General features: G+C 43.2%; 11 protein-coding genes and 1 tRNA gene. 8 read left to right on the top strand and 4 right to left on the bottom strand.

The window, feature by feature from the left end; translation table 11 throughout:
- Nucleotides 1-42 precede the first annotated feature (42 nt).
- Nucleotides 43-945: a glutamate biosynthesis transcriptional regulator GltC gene (gene gltC, locus AC0OMU_RS06590; RefSeq protein ID WP_004399246.1), complete on the bottom strand. Its 903-nt coding sequence runs from the start codon at nt 943-945 to the stop codon at nt 43-45.
- Between the two features lie 146 nt (nt 946-1091).
- Between gltC and gltB the strand changes: the two genes are divergently transcribed.
- Both gltB and gltD read left to right on the top strand, forming a co-directional pair.
- Nucleotides 1092-5654, top strand: a complete 4563-nt coding sequence (gltB, locus tag AC0OMU_RS06585; RefSeq protein WP_474240999.1) for a glutamate synthase large subunit — start codon at nt 1092-1094, stop codon at nt 5652-5654.
- 16 nt (nt 5655-5670) lie between these two features.
- Nucleotides 5671-7152, top strand: a complete 1482-nt coding sequence (gene gltD / locus AC0OMU_RS06580; RefSeq protein WP_014476983.1) for a glutamate synthase small subunit — start codon at nt 5671-5673, stop codon at nt 7150-7152.
- Nucleotides 7153-7209: 57 nt separating this feature from the next.
- Here the strand turns inward: gltD and AC0OMU_RS06575 are convergent, their stop codons facing one another.
- Nucleotides 7210-8199 carry a zinc-binding dehydrogenase gene (locus AC0OMU_RS06575; protein ID WP_474240998.1) on the bottom strand — a complete coding sequence of 330 codons (990 nt, stop codon included), beginning with the start codon at nt 8197-8199 and terminating at the stop codon, nt 7210-7212.
- Nucleotides 8200-8327: 128 nt separating this feature from the next.
- On the opposite strand from AC0OMU_RS06575, the gene yofA reads away from it, so the two are divergent.
- A complete protein-coding gene (gene yofA / locus AC0OMU_RS06570; protein ID WP_047182698.1) occupies nt 8328-9185 on the top strand; it encodes a LysR family transcriptional regulator YofA in 858 nt (285 codons plus the stop codon).
- A gap of 163 nt (nt 9186-9348) precedes the next feature.
- On the opposite strand, the gene ggt is transcribed toward yofA, so the two are convergent.
- Complete coding sequence (gene ggt / locus AC0OMU_RS06565) at nt 9349-11112, bottom strand: gamma-glutamyltransferase (RefSeq protein ID WP_322839638.1); 1764 nt, start codon at nt 11110-11112, stop codon at nt 9349-9351.
- A gap of 184 nt (nt 11113-11296) precedes the next feature.
- Between ggt and AC0OMU_RS06560 the strand changes: the two genes are divergently transcribed.
- The 3 genes from AC0OMU_RS06560 (at nt 11297) to AC0OMU_RS06550 (ending at nt 12514) form a co-directional block, all read left to right on the top strand.
- Nucleotides 11297-11527 carry an excisionase family DNA-binding protein gene (locus AC0OMU_RS06560; protein ID WP_015383799.1) on the top strand — a complete coding sequence of 77 codons (231 nt, stop codon included), beginning with the start codon at nt 11297-11299 and terminating at the stop codon, nt 11525-11527.
- Nucleotides 11528-11843: 316 nt separating this feature from the next.
- A complete protein-coding gene (locus AC0OMU_RS06555; RefSeq protein WP_003231473.1) occupies nt 11844-12389 on the top strand; it encodes a site-specific integrase in 546 nt (181 codons plus the stop codon).
- 52 nt (nt 12390-12441) lie between these two features.
- Nucleotides 12442-12514, top strand: a tRNA-Arg gene (locus tag AC0OMU_RS06550).
- 89 nt (nt 12515-12603) lie between these two features.
- Here AC0OMU_RS06550 and iseA read toward each other — a convergent pair.
- On the bottom strand, nt 12604-13149 hold the full coding sequence (gene iseA / locus AC0OMU_RS06545) for a DL-endopeptidase inhibitor IseA (RefSeq protein ID WP_014479968.1): 546 nt from the start codon (nt 13147-13149) through the stop codon (nt 12604-12606).
- A gap of 285 nt (nt 13150-13434) precedes the next feature.
- Here iseA and AC0OMU_RS06540 point away from each other — a divergent pair, with 285 nt between their 5' ends.
- Together AC0OMU_RS06540 and galM are read left to right on the top strand one after the other, a co-directional pair.
- Complete coding sequence (locus tag AC0OMU_RS06540) at nt 13435-14826, top strand: MATE family efflux transporter (RefSeq protein ID WP_015483298.1); 1392 nt, start codon at nt 13435-13437, stop codon at nt 14824-14826.
- 133 nt (nt 14827-14959) lie between these two features.
- Nucleotides 14960-15937, top strand: coding sequence for an aldose 1-epimerase (gene galM, locus AC0OMU_RS06535; protein ID WP_474240997.1), 978 nt, complete (start codon nt 14960-14962; stop codon nt 15935-15937).
- The last annotated feature ends 6 nt before the right edge of the window (nt 15938-15943 follow it).

Below are 15943 nucleotides of genomic sequence, written 5' to 3'. Positions count from 1 at the left end.
AAAAAACCCGAAGCTTCTATATAGAAGCTCGGGTTCATTTTTTTATTGATACTGCTCCAGCTTAGAGAAAAATTGAATGACAAACTCATAAAAATCATTCGCAGAAGGCGCAAGCTCTCTATTTTTCGGTTTAATGATTCCGACAGTCCGTTTTACTTGAGGGAACTCAATTGGAATTTTCACAGTAAAACGAGGTGTTGTTTCAGCAAAAGTACTTTCAGGCAGAAGGGTAACGCCCATTCCTGCGGACACTAACCCTTTGATAGCATCCAAATCCTCACCCTCCGTGGAAACGAGAGGAGCAAAGCCTGCTTGTTTGCAAGTATCGATTGCCATCTCTCTAAGTACAAATCCTTCCGGGAACAATACAAATTGGTCGTTGCGCAAATCGATTAAATGAACCGTTTTTTGTTTAGCAAGCGGATGATTTAATGGAACAAGCGCGTAAATTTTTTCAGTAAATAATATTTTTCCCGTTATGTCAGAGAAATTCGTCGGCACCGGCCCTAATAAGGCCAGATCAATATCACGGTTTCTGACAGCTTCAATCAGAAACTTATAGGAGCCTTGGCGCAGCAAAAATTCGACGTGCGGATATTCTTCTTTAAACGCTGAAATGACAGTCGGCAAAAGCTGGCTGGCGAGGCTTGTAGGAAAGCCGATCTTTACCGTTCCGCGATGCGGGTCAAGATACTCATCAATTTGCTCTTTCGCATAATCAATGGCTTTCATCGCCGTTTTCACATGAATCAAAAATTCTTTTCCGATTGGCGTGAGTTTGATATTTCTCCCTTCACGCTCAAATAAGGTCACATTTAATTCTTCTTCAAGATTGGCAATTTGTCTGCTGATTGCTGATTGGGCCACATGCAAATGATCAGCGGCTTCTGAAACGTGTTCTCTTTCAGCAACCTCCATGAAATAACGCAGTTGGCGCAGCTCCATGTTTGTCTCACATCCATCTATCTCATTTTGAGATTCTTTTGATCTAAATTATATATTGTTTATATCGTTTTGAAAACCTACAATGATTATAGAGTTGTTAGATTTTATGACCGGTATTATCGGAAATTGATCGGGGGAGAGGAATTATGACGTACAATCAAATGCCAAAAGCTCAAGGTCTCTACCGTCCTGAATTTGAACATGATGCATGCGGAATCGGCCTATATGCACACTTAAAGGGCAAGCAGACTCACGACATTGTCAAACAAGGACTTAAGATGCTTTGCCAGCTAGACCATAGAGGAGGGCAAGGCAGTGATCCGGATACAGGAGACGGAGCCGGCTTACTGGTTCAAATCCCTGATGCTTTCTTTAGAAAAGAGTGCAAAGACATCAATCTGCCAGAAAAAGAACGTTACGGGGTAGGAATGGTCTTTTTCTCACAGAAAGAAGATGAAAGAAAAAAAATTGAAAAGCAAATCAATGCACTGATTGAACAAGAAGGCCAAGTCGTTCTTGGATGGAGAACTGTACCTGTAAATGTCGGAAAAATCGGAACAGTGGCGCAAAAAAGCTGTCCGTTTGTCCGTCAGGTATTTATCGGCGCAAGTTCTGATCTAAAGGACAATTTATCTTTTGAACGAAAATTGTATGTCATTCGTAAACAGGCTGAAAATTGGGGAGTAACGGAAGGTCTTGATTTTTATTTTGCCAGTCTTTCAAGCCAGACCATTGTTTACAAAGGCCTTTTAACACCTGAACAGGTTGATGCATTTTATTCTGATCTGCAAGACGAAGCATTCGTTTCTGCTTTTGCGCTCGTTCATTCACGCTTCAGCACCAACACATTCCCTACATGGGAAAGAGCGCATCCTAACCGCTATTTGGTTCACAATGGTGAAATTAACACCCTTCGCGGAAATATCAACTGGATGAGAGCACGTGAGCAGCAATTTGTTTCTGAAAGCTTCGGTGAGGACTTAAACAAGATTTTGCCGATTCTCAATGCTGATGGCAGTGACTCTTCCATTTTGGATAACGCATTTGAGTTTTTTGTGATGGCTGGACGCAAACCGGCACATACGGCAATGATGCTCATTCCAGAGCCTTGGACGGAAAATACGCATATGTCCAAGGAAAAAAGGGCGTTCTACGAGTACCATAGCTCCCTGATGGAGCCTTGGGACGGACCGACAGCAATATCATTTACTGACGGTAAACAAATCGGGGCGATCCTTGATCGGAATGGTCTCCGTCCGGCCCGTTATTATGTCACAAAAGATGATTATATTATTTTCTCATCTGAAGTAGGCGTTATTGAAGTTGAACAGGAGAACGTTTTATATAAAAACCGCCTTGAGCCTGGGAAAATGCTTTTAATCGACTTGGAAGAAGGCCGTATTATCTCCGATGAAGAAGTCAAAACACAAATTGCAACTGAGTATCCGTACCAAAAATGGCTTGAAGAAGAGCTTGTACAAGTAAATCCTGATCCGGAGTCAAGAGAGGAAGAACAATTTAGTGATCTTCTTACTCGCCAGAAGGCATTCGGATACACATATGAAGATATCCAAAAATATCTAATTCCTGTTATTAAAGAAGGCAAAGATCCCCTTGGTTCAATGGGGAATGACGCGCCGCTTGCTGTACTTTCTGACCGAGCGCAATCACTGTTTAACTACTTTAAACAGCTGTTTGCACAAGTAACGAACCCGCCAATCGACGCGATTCGTGAGCAGCTTGTCACTTCAACAATGACTTGGCTCGGTGCGGAAGGCGATCTTCTTCATCCAAGTGAACGAAATGTTCGCCGGATTAAACTGTATACACCTGTTTTATCCAATGAACAGTTTTACGCATTGAAAACGATTGTTCATCCTGATTTAAAAAGCCAAAAAATCGATGTGCTGTTTTCAGAGGATCTTGAACGCGGATTAAAGGATATGTTCACACAGGCAGAAAAAGCCATCAGCCAAGGTGTAAGTCTGTTAATTTTATCAGACAAAAAGATGAACGAACGACTGACACCAATTCCGCCGCTTCTGGCAGTAAGCGCGCTGCACCAGCATTTAATCCGCAAAGGGCTGCGTACGAAAGTCAGCATTATTGTGGAATCGGGAGAAGCACGTGAAGTGCATCACTTTGCAGCGTTAATCGGTTATGGAGCAGATGCGATTAACCCTTATCTCGCTTATGCGACCTACAAGCAAGAAATTGATGAAGGCCGTTTGGATATCAGCTATGAAGAAGCGGTCAGCAAATATGGAAAAAGCATTACTGAGGGCGTCGTAAAAGTGATGTCCAAGATGGGAATTTCAACTGTGCAAAGCTACAGAGGCGCCCAAATCTTTGAGGCGGTAGGAATCAGCCGCGATGTGATCGACCGCTATTTCACAGGTACTGCATCACAGCTAGGCGGCATCGATTTACAAACAATTGCAGAAGAGGCACAGCGCCGCCACCGGGAAGCGTATCAGGATGATTACAGCAAAACGCTTGAACCGGGAAGTGACTTCCAATGGAGAAATGGCGGAGAGCATCATGCGTTTAATCCGAAAACGATTCATACTTTGCAATGGGCGTGCCGCAGAAATGATTACAATCTGTTTAAACAGTATACAAAAGCGGCTGATGAAGAACGCATCGGATTTTTGCGGAACTTGTTCGCATTTGACGGAAACCGCAAGCCTTTGAAGTTGGAGGAGGTTGAATCCGCTGAATCGATTGTCAAACGTTTTAAAACGGGTGCGATGTCATTCGGGTCCTTGAGTAAGGAAGCACACGAAGCTTTAGCAATCGCAATGAACCGTCTTGGAGGAAAAAGCAACAGCGGTGAGGGCGGAGAAGATCCCCAACGCTTTGTTCCAGATGAGAACGGCGATGATAGAAGAAGTGCGATCAAACAAATTGCATCCGGACGGTTTGGTGTCAAAAGCCATTACCTCGTCAATGCTGACGAGCTGCAGATTAAAATGGCTCAAGGTGCTAAGCCGGGTGAAGGCGGGCAGCTGCCTGGCAACAAGGTATATCCATGGGTTGCCGATGTCCGCGGGTCAACGCCAGGTGTCGGATTAATCTCACCTCCGCCACACCATGACATTTATTCGATTGAGGATTTAGCCCAGCTGATCCACGATTTGAAAAATGCTAACCGTGACGCAAGAATCAGCGTAAAGCTGGTGTCAAAAGCAGGTGTAGGAACAATTGCTGCAGGTGTTGCCAAAGCGACTGCAGATGTCATTGTGATCAGCGGCTATGACGGAGGTACAGGCGCTTCTCCGAAAACCAGTATTAAACATACAGGGCTTCCGTGGGAGCTTGGCCTTGCAGAAGCACATCAAACACTAATGCTGAACGGACTTCGTGACCGTGTTGTATTAGAAACAGACGGAAAGCTCATGACGGGCCGAGATGTTGTGATGGCTGCTTTGCTCGGCGCCGAAGAATTCGGTTTCGCAACGGCTCCGTTAGTTGTACTCGGCTGTGTCATGATGCGTGCCTGCCATTTGGATACATGTCCTGTCGGTGTAGCGACACAAAATCCAGAGCTTCGCAAAAAATTCATGGGTGATCCTGATCATATTGTAAATTATATGATGTTCATTGCTGAAGAAGTTCGTGAGTACATGGCTGCGTTAGGCTTCAAGACATTTGATGAAATGATCGGCCGCACGGACGCACTTCATGTAAGTGAACGGGCAAAGGGACATTGGAAAGCAAGCCAGCTTGATTTGTCTACCCTTCTTTATCAGCCTGAAGGTGTACGGACGTTCCAATCGCCGCAAAATCATAAAATTGATCAATCGCTTGATATTACAGCGATTCTCCCGGCCGTACAAGAAGCCATCGAGTCTGGAAAAGAAGCGGAAGTTTCTATCGAAATCAACAATACAAACCGTGTAGCCGGAACGATAACCGGCAGTGAAATCTCAAAGTACTACGGAGAAGAAGGGCTTCCTGAAGATACAATCAAGCTGCACTTTACCGGATCAGCCGGCCAAAGCTTTGGAGCTTTCGTTCCTAAAGGGATGACGCTTTATTTGGACGGAGACTCAAATGATTACGTCGGAAAAGGGCTTTCTGGCGGAAAAATCATCGTCAAGTCACCAGAAGGATTCAACTCTGCTTCGGATGACAATGTCATTATCGGCAACGTGGCTTTTTACGGTGCGACAAGCGGAGAAGCATATATTAACGGACGTGCTGGTGAACGCTTTGCCGTTCGAAACAGCGGTGTGAACGTAGTTGTAGAAGGTATTGGCGACCACGGCTGTGAATACATGACTGGCGGCAGCGTTGTCGTTCTCGGTGATGTAGGCAAAAACTTTGCGGCAGGTATGTCCGGCGGAATCGCTTATGTACTGGCCGAAGATGCCAAAGCGTTTAAACGCAAATGCAACCTTGAGATGATTTTATTTGAATCATTAGAGGATGAGAAAGAAATCCAGCAAATCAAAGCAATGCTTGAAAGACATATTGCGTATACAAACAGCCAAAAAGCAGAAGATCTGCTTGATCAATGGGAAGACAGTGTGAAAAAATTCGTCAAAGTCATTCCGAAAAACTATAAACAAATGCTCGCAAGCATCCAAGAGCAAAAAGCTGCAGGTTTATCAGATGAAGAAGCCATCATGTTCGCTTTTGAGGCCAACACGAAGCCAAAGCAGAATACAGCAGCATCGGGACAAAAACAAGCGGTAGTACAGTAAGGAAGGGGAGAGGAACATGGGGAAACCAACTGGATTTATGGAGATCAAACGAGAAAAACCTGCGGAGCGGGACCCTCTCACTCGCTTAAAGGATTGGAAAGAATATTCTGCTCCTTTTTCAGAAGAAGCATCGAAACGGCAAGGGGCGCGGTGCATGGATTGCGGTACACCGTTTTGCCAGATCGGTGCTGACATTAACGGATTTACATCCGGCTGTCCGATTTACAACTTAATTCCTGAATGGAATGATCTTGTCTACCGGGGCAGATGGAAGGAAGCATTGGAACGTCTGTTGAAAACAAACAACTTTCCTGAATTCACAGGGCGGGTATGCCCCGCTCCTTGTGAAGGATCATGCACTTTAGCGATTTCAGACCCGGCCGTATCAATTAAAAACATCGAGCGGACCATTATCGATAAAGGATTTGAGAACGGCTGGATTCAACCTAGAATTCCAAAAAAACGAACAGGCAAAAAAGTGGCCATCGTCGGGTCAGGTCCAGCCGGACTGGCGAGTGCTGACCAGCTGAATCAAGCGGGACATTCCGTCACTGTTTTTGAACGAGCAGACAGAGCGGGCGGCCTTTTAACATACGGCATTCCAAACATGAAGCTTGAGAAGGGCATTGTAGAACGCCGAATTAAATTGCTGACACAAGAAGGAATTGATTTTGTCACGAACACAGAAATCGGTGTTGACATTACAGCTGATGAACTAAAGGAGCAATTTGATGCTGTGATCCTATGCACAGGCGCTCAAAAACAGCGGGACCTCTTAATTGAAGGACGCGACTCAAAAGGAGTCCATTACGCGATGGACTACCTGACACTTGCAACAAAAAGCTATTTAGATTCTAATTTTAAAGACAAGCAATTCATTGATGCCAAAGGGAAAGATGTCATCGTAATCGGAGGCGGAGATACAGGAGCTGACTGTGTGGCTACTGCTCTGCGTCAAAAAGCCAAAAGCGTGCACCAATTCGGCAAACACCCGAAACTTCCGCCAGCCCGCACGAATGACAATATGTGGCCTGAACAGCCACACGTCTTTACGCTTGAATATGCATACGAGGAAGCAGAAGCAAAATTCGGAAGAGATCCGAGAGAATACTCCATTCAAACGACAAAAATGGTCGCGGATAAAAACGGAAAGCTAAAAGAACTTCATACCATCCAAATGGAAAAAGTGAAAAATGAGCATGGAAAATACGAGTTCCGCGAGCTGCCTGGAACGGAAAAAGTATGGCCTGCTCAGCTTGTCTTTATCGCTATCGGCTTTGAAGGCACAGAACAGCCGCTGTTGAAACAGTTCGGTGTTGATTCAGTAAATAACAAAATCAGTGCAGCATATGGGGATTATCAAACAAATATCGATGGTGTATTCGCCGCAGGGGATGCAAGAAGAGGCCAAAGCTTAATCGTATGGGCGATTAATGAAGGCCGTGAAGTGGCGCGTGAAGTGGATCGATATTTGATGGGGAGTTCAGTTCTTCCGTAAATAAAGGGGATTATCATATAAGAGAAACCGGTCTGGCTGCCAGGCCGGTTTCTTTTTTTATTCCATTACGATCCCGATGTTTCCAAACTGTCTGCCTTCCTGCATTCTTTTATATGCTTCACATGCTTTTTCTAAAGGATATATCCGGTCAATTACAGGCCGAAGCTTATGTTTGTCAATGAAAGCGAGCATAGCTTGAAATTCCTCACCGCTTCCCATCGAGGTTCCCAAAACATTGACCTGAGGAAAGAATAGAGAACGCACCGGAAAACTGAGATTATCCCCTGAGCTTGCCCCAAAGCTGACAATGCGGCCATTTGATTTTACATGGCGGAAGTATTCCGAAAAGAGGGCAGGTCCTATGCTGTCAAGAACAACATCTATCTTTTTTCCCTGCAACTGCTCATCCCAATTGCTGTAGCTGTCAAATGCGTAATCAGCACCTAATTGCAGCGCCCTTTTTCTTTTCTCCTCACTGCGGGAGGTCACGCTTACTGTTGCCCCAATCGCTTTAGCCATCAATAAAGCGTAGGTTGCAACCCCGCTTCCGATGCCGGGTATCAATAGTTGCTCGCCTTTTTTTAATTGCCCCTTTGTAAACAAGGCCCGATATGCAGTTAAAGCGGATAAAGGTAAAACGCCCGCTTCTTCCCAAGATAAATAAGCAGGTTTTTTGATTGCATTTTGTGAAGGAATGATCACATATTCAGCAAGTGTTCCGTCTGAAGGACCTCCCAGAATCTCAGGTACAGGTGGAACATTCTCTGTCAAATCCCAGTTCAATGTCGGGAAAATGACTACTTCTGTCTGAACAGTAGCATTTTTCACGCCTTCACCAATCTCTTCAATGATACCCGCGCCGTCAGAACCGAGGATCACGTGAGGATCTTGTTCAGATGTGTACTTCATAAGAAACAAGTCACGATGATTCAGACCCGCAGATTTTAATCTAACCTTTACCTCTCCGTATCCAGGCTTTGTTGATGGAACGTCCTGAACTGATAACCCCAGAAGACCGGCTTTTCCGTTGTGAATTACAGCTTTCATGCTGTCTGCCTCCTCATTGAATTGTATTTTCATATCTTTACATATTTTACATAGCGGTTTTCTTCGAGTAAAATGAACAAATATGATAGCTAATATCACTTTTCATCATAGCAAGCAGGTGAGAGCGCGTGGAAAGCGGAGATTTAAAGATTTTTCAGGCTGTTGCCCGCGAAGGAAGCATAACGAAAGCAGCCCAAATGCTGAATTATGTTCAGTCGAATGTGACAGCCAGAGTGCATAAGCTTGAGGAAGATTTGAATATCAGGCTTTTTCATCGAACGAATCGGGGGATGAAGCTGACTGCTGCAGGAGAAAATCTTTTACAATATGCAGATCAAGTATTATCGCTGTTAGACAAAGCTGAAAAATCGACCCGAATGAGCAGGCAACCAAAAGGGCCTTTGCGGATCGGATCACTGGAAACGACGGCGGTAACGCATCTGCCTGAGCATGCAGCATCCTTCCTCAGGCGTTTTCCTGAAGTGGATTTATCAGTGAACACAGCTGATACGCATCATTTGATTCAACAGGTTCTTGATCATAAAGTTGATGGCGCTTTTGTATATGGGCCGGTTGAACACGCTGCAGTTAGACAACTCCATGTTTCCCATGATGAATTAGTTTTGATTTCATCACGAGAAGGGACGGCAGAAGACATGCTTCAGCAGCCGATGCTCCTTTTTGGGGCTGGCTGTTCTCATCGTGACAGGGTCAAAAGATTACTAGAGGAAGCAGGCATACACAATCAAAAAATCATAGAGTTTGGCACATTGGAGGCAATTATAAAAGGTGTTTCCGCCGGGATGGGTACGGCGCTGCTCCCAAAGTCCGCTGTTGACTGCTCCGAGCATCGTACAAATGTGTGGATTCATCAACTGCCACCAGCATATCAAGACTTAGAGATCGTCTTTATATACAGGAAAGACTTTTTTATTACGAGTGCGTTTCAGACATTTCTTGATGAGATAAACGAAATGAAAAGATGAAGATAGACGGGCATTAGCAGAATAAAGACGTTTGTCAAAGAAGCAGTCATCATTCTGTCATTTTGGATTGCAATCAGGGATACAGAGCATCAGCAATGCCCGTTGTTATTAAAGATCTGCATAAAAAACTGTACTCATTTGAAGCGAGTACAGTTTTTTCTTTTTATTTGCGTTTTAAATTAATGCCGATCGCTGCGCCATTTCTGCTTGAATCAGCTACGCCTTTAAAGGTGCCGTTTTCATGGTCGATCGATATGCTTTGTACGTTTCCGATTTCCACCGGACTTGTGCCGAATTTGTGGCCCATGCCGTTTAGCTTGCTGAGGACATCTTTAGGAACTCCGTCCTCGTAACGGTAAGAGCTCATGCTGTTTGTGTAAATTCTCGGCTCTTCAACAGCTGCTTTTAATTCCATACCATATTCAATGTGGTAGAGAATGGTTTGCAAAACGGATGAAATAATCGTGGCCCCGCCAGGAGATCCAACAGTGAGGACAGGCTTGTCATCCTTAAATAAAATCGTCGGGGTCATGCTGCTTAAAGGCCGTTTGTTTGGCTGTACTTCGTTAGCTCCGCCTGGTATCGCATCAAAATCCGTTAATTCATTGTTTAGGATGACTCCGTAATCAGGGACCATAATACCCGTTCCGAACAGCTGTTCGATTGTTGTTGTATAGGAAACAACATTTCCCCAACGGTCAGCAACTGTAAAGTGGGTTGTTTGGCCTTCTACTTTGTCTTTCGGCTGTTCAACTTGTTTATAGTTTGCTGATCCTTCTTGGTATTTCCAAGGGTCACCGGCTTTCGGTTTTTTATTCACTTGATCTAGGTTGATTAATTGCTGGCGTTCTTTAATATAATCGGGGTGAAGCAGGCCTTTGAGAGGAACATTTACAAATTCGGGATCACCTGCGTAAGACGCACGGTCGGCATATGACAAATGCATCGTTTCAGCAAGCAGCTGATATTTTTCCCATGAGCGGACATCGTATTGTGAAAGGTTAAAATCATCAAGGATTTTCAGCATTTGCAATAAGAAAATACCGCCGGAGCTTGGAGGAGGAGTAGTAGCGATTTGATAGCCTTGATAGTCTCCCCAAATCGGTTCATCAATTGTAATGTCGTAATTTTCTAAATCTTTTTTTGTCATTGATCCGCCGAAATCCTGGACAGTGTCAGAAAGCGCCTTGGCGAATTTTCCTTTATAAAAAGCGTCAGTGCCTTTGGAGCGAATAAGCTTAAATGTTTTAGCCAAATCCTTTTGAATAAGGGTATCTCCTTCTTTAAGCGGTTCGCCATTTGGCAAAAATACATCTTTTGCGGCAGTCCGTGAAAGTTTTTCCTGATAATCAGAAATGGCATCTGCCAACACTGAATCAATCGGAAAGCCTTTGTCAGCGAGTTTAATAGAAGGGGTAATTAATTGCTTCATTGAACGGGTTCCCCATTTATCCAAGGCTTCTTCCAACCCTTTCAGCGTGCCTGGAACACCAACGGCAGTACCTTTTGTCACACGTTCAGAGAAGGGAATTGCTTTGCCGTTTTCATCCAAAAACATGTCAGGGGTTGCGCCTGCTGGAGCACGCTCACGGCTGTCGATTATCGTTGTATCCTTCGTTTTTCCGTCATACACCATCATAAAACCGCCGCCGCCAATACCTGACATCATCGGCTCTGTTACATTGAGTGCAAATTGAATGGCAACCGCTGCGTCAATAGCATTTCCTCCTTTTTTCAGCACATCAGCACCGATTTCAGAAGCAAGAGGATGTGCGGTCGCAACCATGCCGTCTTTTCCAACATCTACTTGTTTGTACTCATCGTAGCTTTTGGGCGGTTTTTTAGCTTCCGCGTGAAAAGGGACACTTCCAGCGACTAACAGAACACTAAGCAGAGCTGTTAAACAGACGTTCCACGTTCTTTTCATGTTCTCCCTCCTATATGAAGCTGTATTGTTACAATCTTAGCGTAAAAAAATTACAGCGTTTTCACAAGTGACAAATGGTATATTATATAGTACATAAAGCCGTTTTTCTGTGCAAAATTGATTATATTGATATGAGCCATGTGCTATATTAGAATCAGCATACGGATTAAGAAGGGACTGCTATATGTATTTAACGATTGAAGAAACAGCAGAATATACAAATCTTTCAGAGGATTATATTAAAAGCTTGGTGCTCGAAGGGAAAATCAGAGCCGTTCATGACGGGGAGCAATTTTTGATTTATAAGGAGCAGTTCAAAACACATCTCGAACAGCTGGAGAATTACAAAGCACAGGTGCAGGAAATATTAAATGAACCAATCCCGGAAGATATTGATGTAAAGGATGAAGATTAGGACACAATTTGAAATTGTGTCTTTTTTTGTATGTTTTTTGCGGAAGCTCCAGAAAATTAGGAGCGTCAGATTTCGTTTTAAGAGTTTTTTTGATGATTAGTAGGGGGATAAGTATCCAAGAGGTTAAAAGCTTTATAAGAGGCTTTAAAGCTTATTTTATAGGGTGAAGGTTTGAGGAAGCTTTTTTAAAAGCTTATGTAACACTATGTATATTATGTTACATAAATGCCGCCGCACTTTGACATTCAACGTTTTTCAGATATAATAGTAACATAGACCTCAAAACGTTACATAACAGTTTTTAAGGAGTTTTTTGATGCATATTGTACAGCCGATTCGCAGTCTAGAGAAAATCCAAGAAGTCAAACAGTATTTGCTTAACAAAAACAAGCGGGATTATTTTCTGTTTATTTTCGGCATCAACAGCGCGCTCCGCATTTCTGATATTCTGCCGCTGCAAGTGAAGGACGTTCAAAATAAAGATCATTTATGGGCGACTGAAAGCAAAACGAAAAAGAAAAGAAAGATTCTTATTTTAGAATCGCTGAAACAGGAAATATACGAGTATACGAAAGACATGAAGGAAAACGAATATCTTTTTAAATCAGTGCGGACCAGGAAGCCGATTTCCCGCATTCAGGCCTACAGAATTTTAAGAGAGGCTGCTGCGGCGTGCGGACTTGAGGAGATAGGGACGCATACACTCCGGAAAACGTTTGGCTATCATTTTTATCAGCGAACGAAAGACATCGCCGAGCTGCAGAGAATACTGAATCATTCATCACCATCAATTACAATGCGGTATATCGGTATTGATGAAGATACGACAAGAGCCGCATATAAGGTTTTTGGAGGGCTTTAATACAAATCGCTTGAAAATATTGATCATCAGAGCTACTATATAAATACCAAAAGCTCTAGTAGCACAGCGGATAGTGCAGCAGTTTCCTAAACTGCAGGTCGGGAGTTCGAATCTCTCCTAGAGCGTTATATTCAAAAGACAACAGGCACTTTTTGCCTGTTGTCTTTCTTTATGCAAACCAAATAAAAACGCCCGCTTATACCGGGCGTTTTTCTTATATAACTGCGTCAAATTGATTGACTTTCCATTTTTTATTTTCTTTCACGAATGTCACTTTCCGTTTTGCAGAAGGGGATCCGTCTAAAGTAGGGACGGTAAATTCGTATGTGATTGTGCCGCCTTTTTTAGAGACCAGTTTAGCAGTTGATTTTTTCCAATTCAAAAGATTGTCTCCGTCACCGATTGGAACAGCAAGTTTTCCTTTTGAAACAGTGAAATGATAATCTTTAAAGCCTTTTTCGATTGCTGTTTTTGTAAAAATAGGAGTTAAGTAATTCACCGCTTTTGCTTTAGTGCCTAGATCACTGCACATGTATACATATTGAAGATTTTGATACTCGAATGTGCCTGATGGGCAAACTGCTTTTTTCACCTTCGGATTGTGGCCGCTCATGGTGTTCCAAAAATGTTCTCTAGCGGATAATGCCAACTGTAATGCTTGTTTTTGTGATAAATCGCCTGATGTATTTTTCGCAAATGCATTTGTGCTTAATGACAGAATAAGTGCAATGGTTGTTAGAAATAGAAGACATTTTTTCATTATCGCTCTCTCCTTCAAAATCTCTTTCTCTTATATTACAAATGTTACAATGATTACGGGTAGATTACAATACTTTTGCATAAATTATTTTTTATTCTTTTACTCACAAAAAATACGCCATTACTTGCTAGTTTATTCTTCATAAGCTAAAAAGATGTGTAAAATTAGAAGAATCGGGAAGGGTTTCATATGTGCAATGATGAATAATAACATGTTACATATCCTGTTTTTGTCAAAAAATGAGGGCATGTTTAAAAACGATTTCAAATAAAGGAGTCCTTTAATATGGAAACATCACAAGAACCTCTTGTAACTCAAAAGAAAAGCAAATCATCAGTTTGGCGGTCGATGTCACTCTTTTTGGTGCCGCTTCTGCTGAGCAATGTGCTGCAATCAGTCGGCCAGCTAGTCGGGATGATGGCTGTAGGCAGATGGCTCGGTGTTGATGCAGTGGCAGCTGTATCATCCTTTTTCCCGTTATTTTTTCTTTTAATCTCATTTACGATTGGGATCGGTTCAGGAAGTTCGATTCTGATCGGACAAGCTTACGGAGCGAAAAATGAGGAACGGCTAAAGGCTGTTGTCGGAACGACGCTCACGTTTACATTTTTATTAGGCGTTGTGTTAGCCGTCATCGGCAGTATTTTCACCCTGGATATCCTTCGTTTAATGGGCACGCCTGAAAATGTCATTCATGTCAGCGCTAACTATGCACGTATTTTATTTTATGCTATGCCGTTTATGTTTTTATATTTTGCATATACTACCTTTTTGCGCGGAACAGGAGATTCCAAGACACCGTTTTATACGCTGATTGTGAGCACGGTCATCAACATCGCGCTTTTGCCTGTTTTAATCCTTGGCATGTTTGGTTTTCCGAAACTGGGCATATACGGCTCGGCATATGCAACTGTCATTTCCACGATTGCGACTTTTCTCGTGTTAATGGTGTATTTACGAAAGCGAAAACACCCGCTGCAATTTGATAAAACAGTGCGTCGTTATTTGAAAATGGATAAGGAACTGCTGGTTCTCCTGCTGCGTCTTGGGGTCCCAGCAAGCATCAATATGATTCTTGTCTCATTATCAGAGATAGCGGTTATATCATTCGTCAATCATTACGGCTCTAATGCAACAGCTGCATACGGAGTGGTCAACCAGGTGGCCAGCTATGTACAGATGCCGGCCGTTAGCCTTGGTATTGCGGTTTCTATTTTCGCTGCGCAATCGATCGGGGCAAACGAGTTTGACCGCTTAAAGCAGGTCATTCGCGTGGGGATTTGGCTGAATTATATCATTGGCGGCGTACTGATTATTCTGATCTATGTTTTTTCACATCAGATTTTATCGTTATTTTTAACCGAGCAAGAGACGCTTTACATTGCGCACCGTCTTTTGATGATTACATTGTGGAGCTATTTGCTGTTTGGAAATGCCCAAATTATTTCTGCAACGATGCGGGCAAGCGGAACGGTTTTATGGCCGACCGTCATCAGTATTTTTGCAATCTGGGGAGTAGAGGTGCCTGTCGCTTTCGTCCTTTCTCACTATACAAAGCTTGAAATACTCGGCGTCTGGGTTGGTTATCCAGCTGCGTTTGCCGTCAGCTTGCTGTTGATTTATGGGTATTATCAATTCGTCTGGAAAAAGAAACAAATCACACGTCTCATCCAATAGCCTCCGAATCACACCGTTCATAAGTTTGAACGGTGTTTTTTTATTTGATAGGGGAAAATATAAAATGGAGGAAATATGGTACAGTACATTGAATTCTTATACTAGCAATGAATCAAGGAGAGGTTGAGTAAACATGGCAAACTTTATTGAGAAAATCACGTATTTGGGAACGCCGGCCATCAAAGCGGGCAACGAACATCTAGAAATGATTGTTGTCCCTGAGTGGGGGAGCAACGTCATTTCTCTCGTGGACAAAACAGCAAAAGTCCAGCTTTTGCGTGAACCGGAAACAGCAGAAAGTTTTCACGACACACCAACATTGTATGGCATTCCAATCCTGTTCCCGCCTAACCGCATAAGTGACGGTACATTCAGTTTCCGGGGCAGAACGTATCATTTTGATATCAACGAGAAGGATAAACACAACCATCTTCATGGGTTTCTTTACCATGAAAAGTGGAACGTAGTGACCGCGAAGAAAACTGATGAAGAAGTGATTGTTGAAACAGAAATTGATCTTTCTGAGCTCCCCCATGTGTATAAGCAATTTCCTCACCATGCCGTCGTTCGGATGACATACACGGTAAAAGGGAATACTCTGTTTAAACATGCGACGGTCATGAACAAAGGAAAGGAAGCGTTTCCTTGGGGAATTGGTTATCATACTACATTTGTGTTTCCGGCAGAAAGCTCGTTATTCTCCCTGACAGCAGATCAGCAATGGGAGTTGGATGAACGCCTGCTGCCGACCGGGAAACTGATGGATGTACCGAATAAAGAAGCTTTGCATGAAGGAATGGATTTGCGCCACAAGCAGCTGGATGATGTCTTTTTATCTTCTTATCAGAAGAGGGGCGGAGAAAACCAGGCAGTCATTTATCATCAGCATGCACATATCAGCATTATTTATAAGGCAGATGAACAGTTTAAACATTGGGTTGTATACAATGCGGACGGAAAACAAGGGTATTTATGCCCTGAACCTTACACATGGGTGACAAACGCAGTGAATCTTGATTTACCTTCGTCACTCACTGGTTTACAAGTGCTGGAGCCGGGAGAAGAAACGACAGCTAAAAGCAGTATCACCATTGAACTGAATCATCAATAGCCAATG

It is taken from the genome of Bacillus sp. FAU18, assembly GCF_056033885.1.
This window is presented reverse-complemented; position numbering and strand designations above follow the sequence as displayed.